Consider the following 16,872-nt stretch of genomic DNA (forward strand, 5'->3'; position numbering starts at 1 on the left):
GGCTCAGGCCCTCAGCGTGGCGGCGGCGTCGTGGATCGCGGCGCGGATCCGCGCGTAGGTCGCGCAGCGGCACAGATTGCCGTTCATCGCGGCATCGATGTCGGCGTCGGACGGCGCGGGATTCTGTTCGAGCAGCGCGGTGGCCGACATGATCTGGCCGGACTGGCAGTAGCCGCACTGCGGCACCTGCAGCTTGACCCAGGCGGCCTGGACGGCTTGCGCGGGGCGGCTCTTCAAGCCTTCGATGGTGGTGATGCGCTTGCCGGCGATCGCGGCGAGCGGCAGCACGCACGAGCGGGTCGCCTGGCCCTCCAGGTGTACCGTGCAGGCGCCGCACTGCGCGGCGCCGCAACCGAACTTGGTGCCGTGCAGGCCGGCCTGCTCGCGGATCGCCCAGAGCAGCGGCATGGTGGGATCGGCATCGAGCGTGACGGACGTGCCGTTCAGGACAAACGTGGTGGCCATGGGTTCTCCAGGGGGACGAGGGCCGGTCGGACGCCGGCCGCTACGCGGCAGTGTGCGCGGCCGGCGTCGCGCGCGCGTACACAATCCTGCAAAAATATTGAACAATCCTGCAAATCACGGCGGCCGGCTTCGGCGCGGCGGCCGCGCTTCGGTATGCTCGGATCCGCTGATGCGGGGGGACTGCGATGGAACAAGCACTGTCGGTTATTGACATGATGGGGCGGCGCGAGGCGGCGCGCCGCGAACTGGCCGCGCTGATCGGCCGTTTCCTGCCGGTCGACGGCCGCTACCAGAGCGCGATTCCGGCGCTGTCGTTCTACCGGTGCTCGGCGCCCGTCGATCTCGGCTGCAGCGTGTCGCGCGCGGCCTTCGTGTTCGCCGCGCAGGGCGCGAAGGAGGTGACGGTGGCGGGGCAGGCGTACCGCTACGACCATCTGCGCTCGCTCGTCACCTCGGTCGACCTGCCGATGCTGTCGCGGGTCGTCGAGGCCTCGCCGGACGCGCCCTATCTGTGCCTGAAGCTGGCGCTCGATCCGCGCCGCATCGTCGAGCTGGCCGCCGAGCTGAGGCAGCCGGACCCGGACCTGGTGCCGGCGGGCGAAGGCATCTCGACGGGGGCGCTGTCGATGCCGCTGTTCGACGCCGCGCTGCGGCTCGTGCGCTTGCTCGATACTCCGCGCGACATACCCATTCTTGCACCGCTGATCGAAAAGGAACTGCTCTACCGGCTGATGACGAGCGAGCAGGGCGAGCGGCTGCGCCACCTCGCGGTGGCGGGCAGCCAGTCGTACCGGATCGCGCGCGCGATCGAGTGGATCCGCGACCATTACGCCGAGCCGCTGCGCGTCGAGGCGCTCGCGCACACGGTCAACATGAGCGTGTCGTCGCTGCACCATCATTTCAAGAACTTCACGACGCTGAGCCCCTTGCAGTACCAGAAGCAGCTGCGTCTGCACGAGGCGCGCCGGCGCCTGCTCCAGCAAAGCGGGGATGTCGGCTCGATCGCGCTGCAGGTCGGCTACGACAGTCCCTCGCAGTTCAGCCGCGAGTACAGCCGGCTGTTCGGCGCGCCGCCGCTGCGCGACGTCGTGCAACTGCGGCGCCGCGAAGCGGTGATGGGCGAGTGAGCGCATGACGAACGCGCCGGAGCGGGTCGAACTGCGCACCGAGCGGCTCGTGCTGCGCCGGGCGCGGGACGACGACGCCTTGCCCTTGTTTCTCGATTACACGGGCGATCCCGAATGCGCGCGCTTCCTGCGGCGCAAGCCGCACGCGCGGGTCGGGCAGACGGGCGCGATGCTGGCCGGCTGGTTCGACGCCGCGTGGCGCAATCCGGACGGGCCGTTCGGCTGGGTCGTCGCGCGCCGCGACGACGACGGCCCGATCGGCGTGTTCATCGCGATGCCGGACGGGGCGCAGGCGGAGATCCACTATGGCCTCGCCCGCGCGTACTGGGGGCGGGGCTCGCGACCGAGGCGGGCGGGCGGTGGTGGGCGCGCTTGGCGCCGCGCCGCGCTCGAACGCCTGTGGACCTTCTGCGACGTCGACAACCTCGGGTCGAGGCGCGTGCTCGAACGTCTCGGCTTCGTGCACGAGGGCGTGCGCCGGGGCTGGGTGACCCTGCCCGCCTACGGCGACGCGCCGCGCGATTGCGATGTGTTCGGGCGTTCGCGCCAGGCGGGCGAGGCGGCCTGACGGGAACGCGGCGGGCGGGACCGCCTCAATAGGCGAAGCGTCGGCCCGGGGTCGTCCAGATCTGGTTGGCGGCGTTGCATGGCTGCAGGCTCAGGTCGCCGTTCGCCGCGTGCGTCAGGCAGCGGCCGTTCTGATTCGACACCAACTGCGCGTTGCCATTCGCGCCGGCCGGCCGCACCACCTGCCATTGCTGCGCGCGTGCGCCGCTCACGCAGGTTTCGAGCACGATCTGGCCGCCGATCCGGGCCTGCGGCGCGGTCAGGCAATAGGTGTGCTTGGTCTGGATCGTACCGTCGCCCGCCCGCACCCACAGCGCGCGACTGAACGCGCCGCCGCCGGCGCATTCAGTCGCGGCGAGCGTCGGGCAGGCCTCGGCGCGGACCGGATTCGGGCCGGCCGCGGTGCCGCCGACCAAGCCGTTGCGTGCGGCGAGACAGGCGCCGTTGGCCTTGAACAGGCCCTCGGCGCTTTGCTGCGGCCCGCCGATCAGCGTCGCCTCCGCGCCCTGGGTCGCGACGAACGCGAGGAAGCCGCGATCGAACTGACCTACAACTGGGACAAGCACGCCTACGCGCGCGGCGATGTGGCGATTGAAGTCGACGATGCGGCCGCGACGTGTCTCGACGCGAAGCGTCTTGGCCACCGCGTCGTCCGCGAGGCGGGGCCGATGCAACATGGCCGCACGGTGATCGCGTTTCCCGAGGACCCGGATGGTTATCGGATCGAACTCATCCAGAAGGGCACGCAGTTCGATAGAGCCGACGCCTCTGTCGAACGGCGCGGGCAGGGGCCTTGCGTGGCCTGTCCCGCCTCGCCGGAGATTCAACGGGTGGCTCCCGCCGTTCAGCCGCGCGCCCTCGCGCGGACCCGCTCAGTACTCCGGCTTCTCGCCGGCCGCCGGCACGGAGGTGGGCGTGCCGGGCGTGCCCGCGTAGGTCAGCCGCAGGACCGTCGGCTCGTCGCCCGATTCGCCGCGATGCTCGGCGTCGACCGACTCCGCGAACGCGTCGCCCTGGTGAAACACGCGCGTCGCGCCGCTCGCCCGGTCATGCAAGGTCAGTGTCCCGGACAGCACGTAACCCGCATTGATCACCGGATGCGTATGCCACGGCAACGCGGCATGCGGGGCGATCGTCAGACGGATCATCGTGATTTCGGGCCGGCCGGTCGGATAGTGCGGGCAGGTCAGGCCGTTCCAGGATTGCTGCGCCTGCAACAGGACTTCCCGCTTGCCGGTGGCAACGGCCGCGCCCGTTACGGCATGGGCGGACAGCGCCGCGGCCGCGCTCAACAGCCACGCACCTTCGATGATCTTCCTGAATGTGCTCGTCAGGTCGGTTCACTCCCTGTGACAATGGATCCCGCGCCGGGATCGGCGGATCGCGCGGCCGGTCCTGGTCCGGCCCCGATGTACCGCAACAATCGCGACACCCACGAGCATAGAGAGACGCACGTCGCCTTAACAGCAGCTTAATCAGACGATCATGCTGGCGAATTGTGATGCCGCGCGCGATGCACGGTGCCCGTCGGCGAACGATACTCGAATGGAGGCCCCACGTCGGCGTGTGCCGGGGACCGTCGGGCGCACAGGGACTTTCGCGCGAGGCGGTGCGATCGTGGACGAGAAGGAAGTCGCGGGAAACCGCGCACGCATGAAATGTCGCCACGTGCGGCCAGCCGCGGTGGCGTCATGCGATGGTTCATCGGGGAAGAACCCGCGCGGGCGGGAGCGTCGGCTTTGGATGGGCGAGTATCCCGCGACTGCCGCTCGGAACCGGTTCTATCGCGCCGTTTGCGTTTCGCGCGATGTATGGCGCGGGATCGAATGCGCGCCGCGTGGACGGCGCGCGGTGTTTCAGCGCACGACGGTGAAGCCGCGCGTTTCCGGCTGCACGGTGCCGGTTTCGACGGCTTGCAGCCGCCAGTCGCCATCGGCCTGCTGGCGAGCGAGGACGGCCTTGCCGCGCCCCTGCCACGCCACCGCCGCGATGTCGTCGAATGACAGGCCTTGCAGGCGGCAGACCGCTTCGCCGCTGTCCGCCGAGCACAGCGCGATCGCGCCCTCGACGTCCTTGACCTTGCCCCAGGTCGGGAGATCGATGCCCTGGTGGGCCTCCCTGGACCACAGTTGTTCTTCCGTATCCAGCCACAACACCGCGAACGATTGTTTCATCGCCTGATCGCGTCGATCGATCTTGATGGTGAGGCGCATTGCGTAGTCTCCTGTAGGAAAGACGTCATGGTGCCGATCCATTCAGTCTAGAAAGCTTCGGGCGGAACGCAAGATGCGCTGCGCAATAACGTCATGCGCATTTCGTCGCATATGCATATGAGCAACGCTTGGTTCGCCGGTCCCGCCGCGCTCGCTAGGATCGCGCTCTGCTTTCCGTCGCGAGGCTCGCCGATGTCGTCCGTCGTGTTTTCCGTCCGTGGGGTCGCGAAGCGTTTCGGGGCGACGGTCGCGCTCGCGCGCGTCGATTTGTCGCTGTGCGCGGGCGAGGCCGTCGCGCTGATGGGCGCGAACGGCGCAGGCAAGTCGACCTTCGTCAAGATCGCGAGCGGCGTGCTGGCCGCCGACGCGGGCGCGCTCGTCTTGCGCGGTGCACACTATGCGCCCGCTTCGCCGCGGCACGCGCAGCGCGCGGGCGTCGCCACCGTGCATCAATCGATCGCGGACACGGTCGTGCCGACGCTGTCGGTCGCCGACAATCTACTGCTCGACAGCCTGTGCACGTCGCCGGCGGGCGGGTTCGTCACGCCCGCGGCGCGTCTGCGCGCCGCCGCGCCGCTCGCGCAGCGGGTCGGGCTCGCGGTGGATCTGCGCGCGCCGCTCGGGTCGCTGCCGCTGGCGGCGCAGCAGCGCGTGGTGATTGCGCGCGCGCTGGCGCATCAGCCGGCGCTGCTGATCCTCGACGAACCCACGGCGAGCCTGTCCGCGTCCGAGGCGGAGCGCCTGTTCGTCCTGGTCGACCGCCTGCGCGCCGATGGCGTCGCGATCCTGCTCGTGTCGCATCGCACACACGATGTGCGGCGCATCGCGGATCGCGTCGCGATCCTGCGCGACGGCCGGATCGTTTCGACCCCGTCGCCGCCGTTCGATTTCGATGCAGCCATCGATACGATGATCGGTCGTACGCTGCCGCGCGCGGCGAAACCCGGGCGCGACGATGAATCCGATCCGCGCGATGAGCGCGCGGCGCCCGGCGACGGTTTCCACGCGAGCGGGCTGCGCGTGTATCCGCACAGCGCGCCGTTCGATCTCGCGGTGCGGCGCGGCGAGATCGTCGCGCTCGTGGGGCCGGTGGGCGGGGGCAAGTCGCGGCTCGCGCACGCGATCTTCGGCGCGGGGCGGCTCGTCGAGGGCGACATGCGGCTCGACGGCGCGCCGTGGCGTCCGCGCTCGCCCGCCGACGCGATTCGCGGCGGCGTGTTCCTTGCCGGCGAGGATCGCTGGCGCGCGTCGCTGTTTCCGGACGGCACGCCGTGCGCGACGCTCGCGGGCACCTTGAGCCTGCCGTTCCTCGCGCGCTGGTTTCCGGCCGGACTCGTGCGCCGGTCCCGCGAACGCGCCGCCGCCCGCGCGGCGATCGCGCGTTTCGGGATTCGCTGCACGGGCCCCGACGATCGGCTCGGCACGCTGTCGGGCGGCAACCAGCAAAAGGCGGTGATCGCGCGCTGGCATCTGGAACCCGCGCGGTTGCTGCTGCTCGACGAACCGTTCCAGGGTATCGACATGGGCGCGCGCGCCGACCTGATCGCCTTGCTGCGCCGCGAAGCCGCCGCGCGCGCGACGCTCGTGTTCATGAGCGACCTGGAAGAGGCGCATGCGCTCGCCGATCGCGTCGTGCGCTTCGATCGCGGGACGCGCGAAAGCGTGGAGTCGTAACCCGGCGATCGGCATGTTTCGCGGGCGCTTCAGCCGATGGCTCGCCGGGGGGGGCGAATTCAATCGGACGGTCGGGAAGGGCGCCGACCGTCGGCGACGCGGTCCGCGCCGGCCGCCGCGCATGAGCACGCCGATGATGCGCGATCCGTTCGCCTTCGCGGCCCCCGACGTCGGCTGTGTTCCGCTCATGTGCGTGCGGGCCGATACGCAGGAAGCCGGCTTCCTGCGGTGTGAGGCGGAGGTAGGCGCACGGCCGGCGCAGCGCTGACCGGTTGTGGTGATTCACAACCGGCTGCACGAAACCGATGGCGAGCCGGCTGCTGCGACATCAGGTGGTCCTGCTGCCGGATACGGATTCCGTGGCCTCCGACGCGACATCGAGATCATGCTCGACACGTGCGAGGGCGCCTGAATCGTGGCGTTCGCGCGTTTCCGCGCAAGATCGGGATGTGGGGGGCTGTAGTCGGTGCGTGCCGGACGCCAAGGGCATGAGCAGTTCCGGCCCGTCGCTATCGCTGAACGATGCCCCTGTCAGCGGGGGAACTTCCAGGCGCCTCGCCGCATGCCTGCCGGTATGGCAGGCATGCGGCACAGGTTCAGTTACTCGACCCACCAGTGAGCGTTGGGATTCTTTTCAAAAGTGTGGCAATCCATGTATCCACGGTCGACAACTTCGTTTTTCAGGTTGAAGGCGACATAGAAATTTTGCGTTTTGGTCGAGGAGTTTGATTGACCGCCGGCTTCTCTTGGGCTCAGGAGATAATCGTAGCAAATCAGCGAATTATTTCTTATTTTGCTGACGCGAAGCGGCTTCTGCGCCGCCAAAACATCCCTCGTGGTCGGCACCGGGCCGCCACGTACCTGGACGGACGCCTTCTCGACAGGCTGACCTCCGAATACACGCATCGTCGAGATGCGATCGGATATGCCGAAGCATCCCGCCAGGGATGCCGCCAAAAGTATCGACAGAATTCGCTTCATTGACATTCAATAAGTTTGAGTTGCACGAATGTTATTGAATAATTTCAATGTGTTTGTTTTGATTTGTGTGCGTTTCGTGTTGTTGATCGTTTTATTTTCAGATCATCGATCAATGACAATTGTTCAGAATTTCGATTGGAACGATGTGTTCATGCCGGTCGATGAGGTGCAAGGCGCGGCGTTTCGAGAGTGGACGGCATTCTGGATTCCACAGTCCCGCTGCCCAAGGTCGACGCGTCCCCGGGAAAGCAAGCCGCTTCTCCGAGGCTTTATGAACGGACTGCTTACGTTTCGCTGTACGTCACCGCCGATACCGTCAGGCTTTCGTCAAGCATTGAGATTTTCCGCGCCTCGGAGACTGTGGCGACCATTAAGCATCGTTAAAACAGGCGTTGCGAGGTACACGCATCGCGCGGCCCGTGCGTTAACGAGACAGCAGCTGGATGGCAGGCTGCCCAACCTTCACGGAGAATTGTCATGATTCGCATCGCAAGAACGCTGGCCGCGACGATCGTCGCGCTTGTCGTGCTCACGCCGGCGCTCGCCGAAGCCCATTCGCACCGCGAGTGTCATGTCGACCATCATCACCATCGCAGCTGCCACTGGGTGAAATAAGGTCGTCACGCATGCGGGGACGGCAGCGTATCGATCGAATCGGCGCGATGTCGCGGCAAGAAGTCAGCCTGCGCCTGCTCGCGGTCGCGACCTGATCGACGGCTTGCCCCGCAACCGGGCCGCCCGTGCTTGGGCGCCGCCTCGTCGTTGAGGCATGCGGACCGCGCGGAAGCTTCGCGCGCGGTCCGCTGATTTTTCGTTTGGCGATCTGTCGCGCGATTCGCCGCACGAATCTCTCCGCCGTGCCCGCTCGCGTCCCGGACGTGACCGGGATGCGCCGTCGTTGCATCCCGCGCATCGACGCGGCGGATCATCAACTGCTGATCTGCAGACATTCGTCGACCGCGGCGACTTTCCCCCTCCCCATCGACAGCGGCACGCTGCCATGCCGCAGCGGATGCACCAGCGCGTCGGTCGGTCGCCACGCATGGCGGCGCAGCAGCTCCGCATAGCCGCCGCGGATCACGAATCCCCCGCATTTCACGGCATACGCATCGCGCCGCATCCGGTACGCCGCCGGCAGGTGGAACCACGGCAGGCGGGGCAGGTCGTGGTGCACGAGGTGGTAGTTGTTGTTCAGGAACAGCAGGCGCATCACGAAGCCGGCTTCGTTGATGGCGATGCGCGCTTTCGAATGCGGGGCGGCGCGGTGCTCGTACAGCGAACGGATCGCCGCGAGCGACAGCGCGGGCCACGTCACGGCCAGCAGGTAGTACCACCAGGGGATGCCGATCAGACGATGCACGCCCGCGAGCAGCGCGCTCACGCAGGCGGCATGCGCGAGCCACATCGGCACGGCGCGCAGATCGCCGCGCGCGATACGGCGGGCGGCCGCCGCGAGCATCGTGACGACGTCGAGCGGCGGCCCGACGACGAGCCGACCGACGAAGGTCTTGCGCGCGAGCCACAGCCGACGCTGCCAGCCCGGCAACGTCGCCCAGCGTTCGTGCGACAGGTAATTGCTTTCCGGATCGACGCCGGGCCGGGTCAGATCCTCGTCGCGATGGTGTTCGAGGTGCGAGTCGCGATACAGCGCGTACGGATACCAGATCGCGAGCGGCGGATAGCCGAGCAGCTGGTTGAACCACGCGAAGCGGGTCGGGTGGCCATGCATCAGCTCGTGCTGCAACGACATGTGCCAGGCGCCCAGCACGATCAGCGGCGGCGTGGCGGCCGCGAGCGGCAGGCGGTGGGCGCGCACCAGCAGCAGGATGCCGATCCAGCCGCCGTAGATGACGGCGATCAGCAGCCAGGTGGGCCACTCGGTGCGCGCGGCGAGACGGGTGTCGAGCGCGCGGATCGCGTGCAGGTGATCGACGTCGAAGTATTCGGCCATGGTGCGAAGCGGGGCAGCCGGTCGCCATGCGCCGGCTGGAGGTGGGCGGGGATGTCGAGGAAGGCGATGTGCGGATGGGCCGCTAGCCGGGCGCGTCGGGTGTCGCGTCCGAGCAGGCGGGATCCGGCCGGCACGGTGCGGTATCGATGGTCGTGCGCGGGCGGGAGAGCGAAGCGCCGCCGCGCGGATGGGCCGTCGGATCGCCTGCGCCTCGACGCGCATCGGGCCGGCGATCGAGGCGCGCGCCCCGTGAATCGCACCCGGTCGAGCGCGGCGGCCAGACGGTGATCCAGCAGGGCGCGAGCGCCGTCGCCAGGGCCAGGGCCGCGGGCGACGCACAATCGGTCGGGCGAAGCGATCCGAGGGGGTTCATGGGCGACGGGTGTTCCAGTCCGATACATTGCAGTGCAGACGATCGCGACGGCTCGCGCGACGCGTCTGTTGGAACGGAAAATCTATCGAACCCTTCCCGGGCCGGCAAACAATCGATTCGCATTTGCTTATCTGCCCCGCGCGGCTTTTCGCCGGGGGCGGGAAACCAATGCTGAAATCATTGGTTGGCGCACGCCTGCGCCGCGCCTATAGTCGTGCCTTCATCCGCGGTAGCGGATCGTCTCGTCTGCTTATTCCGATACGTCAATGAAAGGATCGCTGTTCGCCCCGACGAACGCCGCGCCGGACGCGGCTCATCCGCGAGACGCCGCCGGCGGCGCGGTGCGGTGCGGCGGCGCGCGGTCGACGGCTCGCGCGCCGCGCGCCGACCGCATACCCGGTTCCGCCGCGCGCCGGCGCACAGGCGCATGAGCCGCTGGGTCGCCGCGCTGCCGATGTACAACGTGAGCGCGCCGCTTGCCGCGCTGTGGCGCGCGTTGCTGGCCGATGCGCTCGACGCGTTCGCCCGCGCGGGCGGTCCCGCCGACGTTACCGTCCCGGACGAGCCCTTCGACGACCTGCGCTCGCTCTGGCGCCGTCCCGACCTGCTGCTGTCGCAAACCTGCGGCTATCCCTATCGAATGCTGGGGTTGGCCGACCACGTGCAGCCGATCGCGACGCCCATCTTCGCCGTCGACGGCTGCGTCGACGCGACCTATTCGAGCGTGCTCGTCGTCTCGGCGGCCGCGCATGAGGCGGGTGCGACCACGCTCGCCGCGTGCCGCGGCCTTCGCGCCGCATATAACGAAGACACCTCGCACAGCGGGATGAACGCCTTCCGGCACGCGGTCGCGCCGCACGCGCGCGGGGGCCGCTTCTTCGCGTCGGCGACGGCGCTGGGCTCGCATCTGAACGTGCTGCGCGCGCTGAGCGCGGGGCAGGCCGATTGCGCGTCGATCGACTGCGTGACCTGGGCCTATGCGCGCGATGCCGGGCTCGACGCGTTGCGCGACGTGCGCGTGATCGGCGCGACGGCGCGTGCGCCGGGCTTGCCGTTCGTCGCCTCGCGCGCGCTCGACGCGGCGTGGGCCGACGCCCTGCGCCGGGCGCTCGACGGCGCGCTGGCCGCCGATCCCGAGCGCGCCCGCGCGCTGAGGCTGCGCGGCTTCGACGCGCTCGGATGGAACGACTACGCGCCGATCGAACGCTTCGAACGCGAAGCGGCGGCGCAAGGTTATCCCGTGCTGGGTTGACGGGCGTGCGCCGGTTCTTGTCCGCTCGCGGCGCCACGCGCGCATGACGGCCGCGTACGCGATTCGTACCGCACCATCCTGTCCACCGCTTGATTCCCGGGCCGCCGCTCGCATGAAACGTTCCGCTTCTTCCGCCGCCGCGCCCGACGCGCCGCCCCTCGACGTCCGGCCCGGCCTGCGCGCCCGGGCCGAGCGGCTCGGCATCGTGCTCGTGCTCGCCGCGCTGATCGTCGGCTTCGCGCTGCGCGAGCCCGCGTTCCTGCAGGTGGACAACCTGTTCAGCATCCTGCAGGCGGTATCGATCGTCGCGCTGCTCGGCATCGGCGTGACCATCACGCTCGCCGTCGGCGGTTTCGACCTGTCGGTCGGCAGCGTGGCCGCCTGCGCGCAGATGGCGGCGAGCTACGTGCTGGTGGTCTGGCACGGCAGCGCGGCGCTGGCGGTGGCCGCCTGCCTCGTGCTCGGCGTGGCCGCGGGCCTCTTCAACGGCGTCCTGATCGCGCGGCTGCGGGTGCCGGACCCGCTCGCGACGCTCGGCACGCTGTTCCTGCTGGCCGGCCTGCAATTGATTCCGACGGGCGGGCGCTCGCTGTCGACCGGCGCGGTGCTGCCCGACGGCACGGAGGCGACCGGCGTGTTCCCGGACGCCTTCCTCGCGCTTGGCCGCCTGCGGCTGTTCGACCTCGTGCCGCTGCCGGTGCTCGCGCTCGCCGCCGTGACGGTGGTCGCCTGCGTCGCGACGGAGGCGACCCGTTTCGGCCGCGTGCTGTATGCGATCGGCGGCAACGAGACGGCCGCGCGTCTCGCGGGCGCGCCGACCACGCGTTACCGGCTGATCGCGTACGCGGCCTCGGGCGCGCTCGCGGCGTTCGGCGGCGTGCTGATCGCCGCACGCGTCGGGCGCGGCGACGCGAGCGCGGGCCATGCGCTGCTGCTCGATGCCGTCGCGGCGTCGCTGATCGGCTATGCGGCCTGGGGCGCGAAGCGGCCGAACGTCGCGGGCACGGTGCTCGGCGCGGTCTTCGTCGGCGTGCTGCTGAACGGGCTGACGATGCTGAATGCGCCGTACTACATGCAGGATTTCATCAAGGGCCTGCTGCTCGTGTGCGCGCTCGCGTTCACGTTCGGCATCGGCGCGCGCCCGACGCGCTGACGGCGGGGCGCCGACGCGCAATTTCCAGGCGGGAATAAGGTTCGCACAATCCATCGGTTTGGCCTGCCGCGCGCGGTTGATAGATTGATCCTTTGTGCCAGCCACGGGAGAAAGGGATGCCTGCAACGCTCGAAGCGGCGCGCGCGCCGCATGCAGTGACGGAGGACGCGCGCGTGATCGGCAGCGACGCCGAGGCGCTCGCGGTCGCGCGCGACCTCGCCGCGCGCCTCGCGGCGGGCGCGATCGAGCGCGACCGCGAGCGCCGCCTGCCATACGTGGAAATCGACTGGTTCTCGCAAGCGGGGCTGTGGGGCATCACGGTGCCGAAGGCTCATGGCGGCGCGGGCGCATCGTACGCGACCCTCGTCGAGGTCGTGAAGATCATTTCGGCGGCCGACCCCTCGCTCGGGCAGCTGCCGCAGAATCACTTCGGCCTGGTCGACGTGATCGCGCTGACGGGCAGCGCGGCGCAGCAGCGCTTTTTCTTCGGCGAGATCCTGAAGGGCAAGCGTTTCGGCAACGGCTTCTCGGAGAAGGGCACCCGCAACGTGCTCGACCTGAAGACGACGGTGACGCGCGACGGCGACGATTACCGGGTCGACGGCGCGAAGTTCTACTCGACGGGCGCGCTGTTCGCGCACTACGTGCCGGTGCTCGGGCTCGATGCGGATCGCAAGGGCTGGCTCGCCTATATTCCGGCCGGCACGCCGGGCTTGAGCGTGATCGACGACTGGTCGGGCTTCGGCCAGCGCACCACGGCGAGCGGCACGGTGCGGCTCGACGCGGTGCGCGTGCCGGCGTCGCACGTGTTTCCCGCGCATCGCGTGTCGGACCTGCCGACCTTGAACGGGCCGATCTCGCAGATCATCCAGGCCGCCATCGACGCGGGCATCGCGCACGCCGCGCTGGACGATACGCTGCGCTTCGTGCGCGAGCGGTCGCGGCCGTGGATCGACAGCGGGGTCGAGCGCGCGAGCGACGATCCGCTCACGATCCGCGAGACCGGGCGCCTGTTCATCCAGCTGCACGCGGCCGACGCCCTGCTCGAACGCGCGGCGCGCACGCTCGATGCGATCGCCGCGCAGCCGGCGATCGACGAGGACGACGTCGCGCGCGCGTCGGTGGCGGTCGGCGAGGCGAAGGTGTTGACGACCGAGATCGCGCTGCTCGCGAGCGAGAAGCTGCTCGAACTGGCCGGCACCCAGGCGACGCTCGCGGAGCACGGCCTCGACCGGCACTGGCGCAACGCGCGCACGCATACGCTGCACGACCCGGTGCGCTGGAAGTATCACCTGGTCGGCAACTACTACCTGAACGGCGTGAAGCCCGCGCGTCACCCCTGGAACTGAATCGATGAATGCTTTTGTCCATGCGCCCGCCGCGGCGGGCGCGCACCGCATCGCATCGGATCAGGAGGCCCTCGACGCGGCGCGCGCCTTCGCCGATTCGATCGCGGACGGCGCGGCGGAGCGCGACCGGACGCGCCGCCTGCCGCACGACGAGCTGGACGCCTATTCCGCGACCGGCCTGTGGGGTATCGCGGTGCCGCGCGCATTCGGCGGCGCGGGCGTGTCGGCGGCCACGCTCGCGGAAGTGACGGCGCGCGTGTCGGCCGCCGATCCCGCGATCGGCCAGATTCCGCAGAATCATTTCTACATGCTCGAAGTGCTGCGCGTGAACGGCACGCCCGAGCAGCAGCGCTTCTACTTCGAACGCGCGCTGGCCGGCGAGCGTTTCGGCAACGCGCTGTCCGAGCGCGGCACGAAGACCGTGCGCGACTACCGCACGACGATCACGCCGGACGGTGAGGGCTTCCGCCTGAATGGGCAGAAGTTCTATTCGACGGGCGCGCTGTTCGCGCACTGGATTCCGGTGGTCGCGAAGGACGCGCACGATGCGCTGCATGTCGCGTTCGCCTCGGCGCGCGCCCCCGGGCTCACGGTCGAGGACGACTGGAGCGGCTTCGGCCAGCGCACCACGGGTAGCGGCACCACGCGGATCGACAACGTCTACGTGGATGCCTCGGCGGTCGTGCCGTACAGCGCGGCCTTCGATCAGAAGCCGACGCCCGTCGGTCCGCTCGGCCAGCTGCTGCACGCGGCCGTCGATCTCGGCATCGCGCGCGCGGCGTTCGCCGATGCGCGGCGCTTCGTGCGCGAGCGCTCGCGGCCGTGGATCGACAGCGGGGTCGAGCGCGCGAGCGACGACCCGCTCACGCTTGAGCTGTTCGGCAAGCTCGCGCTGGATCTCGACGCGGCGGATGCGCTCACGGAGCGCGCGGGCCGGCGGGTCGACGCGGCGATCGCCGACGCGACCGCGGACACGGTCGCGGCCGCGTCGATCGCAGTCGCCAAGGCGCGCGCGCGGCGACCACCGGGATCGCGCTGCAGGCGTCGTCGCGGCTGCTCGAACTCGCGGGCACGCAGGCCGTGCTCGCGGAGCACGCGCTCGACCGCCACTGGCGCAACGCGCGCACGCACACGCTGCACGATCCGGTGCGCTGGAAGTACGTCGCGATCGCCAACTACTACCTGAACGACGCCTTGCCGCCGCGTCACGGCGCGCTGTAGGCGCAGCGCGGCCGCCGCCGCCGGGAGAACCCAGAAGATGACCCGTCCGATCCGTTTCAACGCCTTCGACATGAACTGCGTCGGGCACCAGTCGCCCGGCCTGTGGGCGCATCCGCGCGACCAGTCATGGCGCTACCGGCAGCTCGGCTATTGGACCGAGCTCGCGCAGCTGCTCGAGCGCGGCAGGTTCGACGGCCTGTTCATCGCCGACGTGCTCGGTATCTACGACGTCTACCAGGGCAGGGGGCGAAGCGGCGCTCCGGCAGGGCGCGCAGGTGCCCGTCAACGATCCGATCCTGCTCGTCTCGGCGATGGCGGCGGTCACCCGGGATCTCGGCTTTGGCATCACCTGCTCGCTGTCGTACGAGCATCCGTATCCGTTCGCGCGGCGCATGTCCACGCTCGACCACCTGACCGACGGGCGGGTGGGCTGGAACGTCGTGACGTCCTATCTCGACAGCGCGGCGCGCAACCTCGGGCTGCCGAGCCAGGTCGACCATGACGCGCGCTACGCGCTCGCCGAGGAGTATCTGGACGTCTGCTACAAGCTGTGGGAAGGCTCGTGGGAGGACGACGCCGTGGTGCGCGATCCCGTGCGCCGCCAGTTCATCGAACCGTCGAAGGTGCATCCGATCGGCCATCACGGCGTGCATTTCGACGTGCCCGGCATCCATCTGTGCGAGCCGTCGCCGCAGCGCACGCCGGTGCTTTATCAGGCGGGCGCATCCCGGCGCGGCAAGGATTTCGCCGCCCAGCACGCGGAATGCATCTTCGTCGCCGCGCCGTCGCGCACGATCCTGAAGGCGTTCGTGGCCGACATCCGCGAGCGCGTGCGGCGCTTCGGCCGCGATCCGCACGACGTGCTGATCTTCAACCTGCACACGCTGATCACCGCGCCCACCTCGACCGAGGCGCACGCGAAGCACGCCGACTATCGCCGCTACGCGAGCGACGAGGGCGCGCTCGCGCTGATGTCGGGCTGGACCGGGATCGACCTGTCGAAGTACGCGCTCGACGAGCCGCTGCGGCATGTCGACAGCAATGCGATCCAGTCGGCCGTCGAGGCGCTGTCGAGCGCCGATCCGACCCGCACCTGGACGGTGCGCGAGATCGCGCGCTGGGGCGGCATCGGCGGGCTGGGCCCGGTGTCGGTCGGCGATCCGCGCGAGATCGCCGACGATCTCCAGTCGTGGGTCGACGAAACCGGCGTCGACGGGTTCAACCTCGCGTATGCGGTGACGCCCGAGACCTTCGTCGACGTGGTCGAGCTCGTCGTGCCGGAGTTGCAGCGGCGCGGCGTCTACCAGACCGAATACGCGCCGGGCACGCTGCGCGAGAAGCTGCACGGTGCGGGCGCGCGGCTCGCCGCGACCCATCCGGGCGCGCGCCGCCGCGTGCACGGCGAGCCCGCGGCGCGCGTCGACGCGCGCGGCTGACGCCGCGCCGCGCATCCGCGGACCGTTCTCTTCGACCAGGAAGGAGTTGCCATGAATTCGCCGGCACGAGTCGGGCGTCGCATCGCGGTCGCGGTCGCCGGATTCGCGTGCGCCGCCGCGCTCGCGGGACCGCTGAAGGAAGCGCCGCCGCCGTTCGACAAGGGCGGCGTGAAGATCGCGCTCGTCAATTATCTGTCGACCGGCGATTTCTTCCAGGCCTACGCGGCGGGCGCGCAGCGCCAGGCGAAGGCGCTCGGCGTCGACCTGCGCGTCTACGAGGGCCGCCAGGACGCCGCCGAGCAGCGCGAGCAGATCCAGCAGGCGATCAGCCTCGGGGTCGCGGCGATCATCGTCAACCACGGCCTGCCGGAAGCGCTGAAGGACGTCGTGCAGCGCGCGCTCGACAAGGGCGTCAAGGTGGTGGCGTTCGACGTCGACCTCGACAATCCGCGCGTGCCGCAGATCGAGCAGAGCGACCGCGATCTCGCGACGCTCGTGCTCGATCAGGCGGTGAAGGACAACGGGCCGGCGTTCGACGCGGGTTATGTGTATGTCGCGGGGTTCGCGCCGCTCGATCGCCGCGACGCGGTGTGGCGCGCCTTCAAGGCGGCGCGGCCGGGCATCCGCGAGCAGGCGCGCTGGGGCACGGTCGACAATCCGATCGCGCAGTCGGTCGCGAATCAGGCCGCCGCCGTGTATCGCGCCCATCCGGAGATCCGGGTCGTGTTCGCGCCGTACGACGAATTCGCGCGCGGAGCGCTGCTGGCCGCGAACGAGGCGAAGCTCGGCGGCAAGCTGCGGATCTACAGCGCGGACATCTCGACCGCCGACATCGCCGCGATCCGCGCGCCCGACAGCGCCTGGGTCGCGACGGCGGCGACCAATCCGGCCGTGGTGGGCGCGGTGTCGGTGCGGGCGGCGGCGCTGCTCCTGGCCGGACAGGACCCCGGCGCGCGCATCGTCGTGAAGCCGAGCCTGATCACGCGCGACGACCTGATTCGCCACGACATCCGCACGGTGGCCGAGCTGGGCGCGAGATTTCCCGCGTTCCGCGCGAGCGCCGCCGCGCGGGCCCGCTGGATTCCCGACGCGGATTGACGCGCGGCGCGG

16 protein-coding genes and 3 pseudogenes are annotated in these 16,872 nt (G+C 69.8%); 12 read left to right on the forward strand and 7 right to left on the reverse strand.

Features of this window, described 5'->3' with window-relative positions:
* Window positions 1-3: 3 nt before the first annotated feature.
* Complete coding sequence (locus Bsp3421_RS08475) at window positions 4-465, reverse strand: (2Fe-2S)-binding protein (RefSeq protein ID WP_273997990.1); 462 nt, start codon at window positions 463-465, stop codon at window positions 4-6.
* A 185-nt stretch (window positions 466-650) separates the two neighbouring features.
* Between Bsp3421_RS08475 and Bsp3421_RS08480 the strand changes: the two genes are divergently transcribed.
* Complete coding sequence (locus Bsp3421_RS08480; RefSeq protein WP_273997992.1) at window positions 651-1,592, forward strand: AraC family transcriptional regulator; 942 nt, start codon at window positions 651-653, stop codon at window positions 1,590-1,592.
* A gap of 4 nt (window positions 1,593-1,596) precedes the next feature.
* On the forward strand, window positions 1,597-2,160 hold the full coding sequence (locus tag Bsp3421_RS08485; protein WP_273997994.1) for a GNAT family N-acetyltransferase: 564 nt from the start codon (window positions 1,597-1,599) through the stop codon (window positions 2,158-2,160).
* 25 nt (window positions 2,161-2,185) lie between these two features.
* On the opposite strand, the gene Bsp3421_RS33965 is transcribed toward Bsp3421_RS08485, so the two are convergent.
* A complete protein-coding gene (locus tag Bsp3421_RS33965; protein ID WP_337995282.1) occupies window positions 2,186-2,467 on the reverse strand; it encodes a ricin-type beta-trefoil lectin domain protein in 282 nt (93 codons plus the stop codon).
* On the opposite strand from Bsp3421_RS33965, the pseudogene Bsp3421_RS33970 reads away from it, so the two are divergent.
* Window positions 2,432-2,830, forward strand: a pseudogene (locus Bsp3421_RS33970) (hypothetical protein); the annotation flags it as partial. The gene Bsp3421_RS33965 and the pseudogene Bsp3421_RS33970 overlap by 36 nt on opposite strands.
* 201 nt (window positions 2,831-3,031) lie before the next feature.
* On the opposite strand, the gene Bsp3421_RS08500 reads toward Bsp3421_RS33970, so the two are convergent.
* Together Bsp3421_RS08500 and Bsp3421_RS08505 are read right to left on the reverse strand one after the other, a co-directional pair.
* Entirely contained in the window at window positions 3,032-3,451 is a 420-nt protein-coding gene (locus Bsp3421_RS08500; RefSeq protein WP_273997995.1) for a cupin domain-containing protein, read from the reverse strand.
* 564 nt (window positions 3,452-4,015) lie between these two features.
* Window positions 4,016-4,372 (reverse strand): DUF3564 family protein, encoded by a 357-nt coding sequence (locus Bsp3421_RS08505; RefSeq protein ID WP_273997997.1) that lies wholly within the window; start codon window positions 4,370-4,372, stop codon window positions 4,016-4,018.
* Window positions 4,373-4,564: 192 nt separating this feature from the next.
* Here Bsp3421_RS08505 and Bsp3421_RS08510 point away from each other — a divergent pair, with 192 nt between their 5' ends.
* Entirely contained in the window at window positions 4,565-6,046 is a 1,482-nt protein-coding gene (locus Bsp3421_RS08510; protein ID WP_273997999.1) for a sugar ABC transporter ATP-binding protein, read from the forward strand.
* Between the two features lie 121 nt (window positions 6,047-6,167).
* Window positions 6,168-6,314: a hypothetical protein gene (locus Bsp3421_RS08515; protein WP_273998000.1), complete on the forward strand. Its 147-nt coding sequence runs from the start codon at window positions 6,168-6,170 to the stop codon at window positions 6,312-6,314.
* Window positions 6,315-6,646: 332 nt separating this feature from the next.
* On the opposite strand, the gene Bsp3421_RS08520 is transcribed toward Bsp3421_RS08515, so the two are convergent.
* Window positions 6,647-7,027, reverse strand: coding sequence for a hypothetical protein (locus Bsp3421_RS08520; RefSeq protein WP_273998001.1), 381 nt, complete (start codon window positions 7,025-7,027; stop codon window positions 6,647-6,649).
* 477 nt (window positions 7,028-7,504) lie between these two features.
* Here Bsp3421_RS08520 and Bsp3421_RS08525 point away from each other — a divergent pair, with 477 nt between their 5' ends.
* A complete protein-coding gene (locus Bsp3421_RS08525) occupies window positions 7,505-7,642 on the forward strand; it encodes an HHHH-motif protein (protein ID WP_273998003.1) in 138 nt (45 codons plus the stop codon).
* 5 nt (window positions 7,643-7,647) lie between these two features.
* Here the strand turns inward: Bsp3421_RS08525 and Bsp3421_RS08530 are convergent, their stop codons facing one another.
* Window positions 7,648-7,977 (reverse strand): hypothetical protein, encoded by a 330-nt coding sequence (locus Bsp3421_RS08530; protein WP_273998005.1) that lies wholly within the window; start codon window positions 7,975-7,977, stop codon window positions 7,648-7,650.
* Window positions 7,956-8,978: a fatty acid desaturase gene (locus Bsp3421_RS08535; protein WP_273998007.1), complete on the reverse strand. Its 1,023-nt coding sequence runs from the start codon at window positions 8,976-8,978 to the stop codon at window positions 7,956-7,958. The genes Bsp3421_RS08530 and Bsp3421_RS08535 overlap by 22 nt, the downstream gene beginning before the upstream one ends.
* 800 nt (window positions 8,979-9,778) lie before the next feature.
* On the opposite strand from Bsp3421_RS08535, the gene Bsp3421_RS08540 reads away from it, so the two are divergent.
* From Bsp3421_RS08540 to Bsp3421_RS08565, 6 genes and pseudogenes are all read left to right on the forward strand, one after another.
* Complete coding sequence (locus Bsp3421_RS08540) at window positions 9,779-10,603, forward strand: phosphate/phosphite/phosphonate ABC transporter substrate-binding protein (RefSeq protein ID WP_273998008.1); 825 nt, start codon at window positions 9,779-9,781, stop codon at window positions 10,601-10,603.
* A gap of 112 nt (window positions 10,604-10,715) precedes the next feature.
* Window positions 10,716-11,756: an ABC transporter permease gene (locus Bsp3421_RS08545; RefSeq protein ID WP_443111484.1), complete on the forward strand. Its 1,041-nt coding sequence runs from the start codon at window positions 10,716-10,718 to the stop codon at window positions 11,754-11,756.
* Window positions 11,757-11,872: 116 nt separating this feature from the next.
* Window positions 11,873-13,105, forward strand: a complete 1,233-nt coding sequence (locus tag Bsp3421_RS08550) for an SfnB family sulfur acquisition oxidoreductase (RefSeq protein WP_273998012.1) — start codon at window positions 11,873-11,875, stop codon at window positions 13,103-13,105.
* 4 nt (window positions 13,106-13,109) lie between these two features.
* A pseudogene (locus Bsp3421_RS08555) lies at window positions 13,110-14,326 on the forward strand (SfnB family sulfur acquisition oxidoreductase).
* 37 nt (window positions 14,327-14,363) lie between these two features.
* Window positions 14,364-15,762, forward strand: a pseudogene (locus tag Bsp3421_RS08560) (LLM class flavin-dependent oxidoreductase).
* Between the two features lie 51 nt (window positions 15,763-15,813).
* The gene (locus Bsp3421_RS08565; protein ID WP_273998014.1) at window positions 15,814-16,860 is read left to right on the forward strand and encodes a substrate-binding domain-containing protein; all 1,047 of its coding nucleotides are present in this window, start codon (window positions 15,814-15,816) and stop codon (window positions 16,858-16,860) included.
* Window positions 16,861-16,872 lie beyond the last annotated feature (12 nt).

The organism is Burkholderia sp. FERM BP-3421 (assembly GCF_028657905.1).
In the GTDB taxonomy this organism is placed as follows: Bacteria; Pseudomonadota; Gammaproteobacteria; order Burkholderiales; family Burkholderiaceae; genus Burkholderia.

Coding starts and splice junctions, on each gene's coding strand:
- Bsp3421_RS08475 (WP_273997990.1), bottom strand. CDS start 465: ATGGCCACCACGTTTGTCCTGAACGGCACGTCCGTCACGCTCGATGCC.
- Bsp3421_RS08480 (WP_273997992.1), top strand. CDS start 651: ATGGAACAAGCACTGTCGGTTATTGACATGATGGGGCGGCGCGAGGCG.
- Bsp3421_RS08485 (WP_273997994.1), top strand. CDS start 1,597: ATGACGAACGCGCCGGAGCGGGTCGAACTGCGCACCGAGCGGCTCGTG.
- Bsp3421_RS08505 (WP_273997997.1), bottom strand. CDS start 4,372: ATGCGCCTCACCATCAAGATCGATCGACGCGATCAGGCGATGAAACAA.
- Bsp3421_RS08510 (WP_273997999.1), top strand. CDS start 4,565: ATGTCGTCCGTCGTGTTTTCCGTCCGTGGGGTCGCGAAGCGTTTCGGG.
- Bsp3421_RS08515 (WP_273998000.1), top strand. CDS start 6,168: ATGAGCACGCCGATGATGCGCGATCCGTTCGCCTTCGCGGCCCCCGAC.
- Bsp3421_RS08520 (WP_273998001.1), bottom strand. CDS start 7,027: ATGAAGCGAATTCTGTCGATACTTTTGGCGGCATCCCTGGCGGGATGC.
- Bsp3421_RS08525 (WP_273998003.1), top strand. CDS start 7,505: ATGATTCGCATCGCAAGAACGCTGGCCGCGACGATCGTCGCGCTTGTC.
- Bsp3421_RS08530 (WP_273998005.1), bottom strand. CDS start 7,977: ATGTCTGCAGATCAGCAGTTGATGATCCGCCGCGTCGATGCGCGGGAT.
- Bsp3421_RS08535 (WP_273998007.1), bottom strand. CDS start 8,978: ATGGCCGAATACTTCGACGTCGATCACCTGCACGCGATCCGCGCGCTC.
- Bsp3421_RS08540 (WP_273998008.1), top strand. CDS start 9,779: ATGAGCCGCTGGGTCGCCGCGCTGCCGATGTACAACGTGAGCGCGCCG.
- Bsp3421_RS08545 (WP_443111484.1), top strand. CDS start 10,716: ATGAAACGTTCCGCTTCTTCCGCCGCCGCGCCCGACGCGCCGCCCCTC.
- Bsp3421_RS08550 (WP_273998012.1), top strand. CDS start 11,873: ATGCCTGCAACGCTCGAAGCGGCGCGCGCGCCGCATGCAGTGACGGAG.
- Bsp3421_RS08565 (WP_273998014.1), top strand. CDS start 15,814: ATGAATTCGCCGGCACGAGTCGGGCGTCGCATCGCGGTCGCGGTCGCC.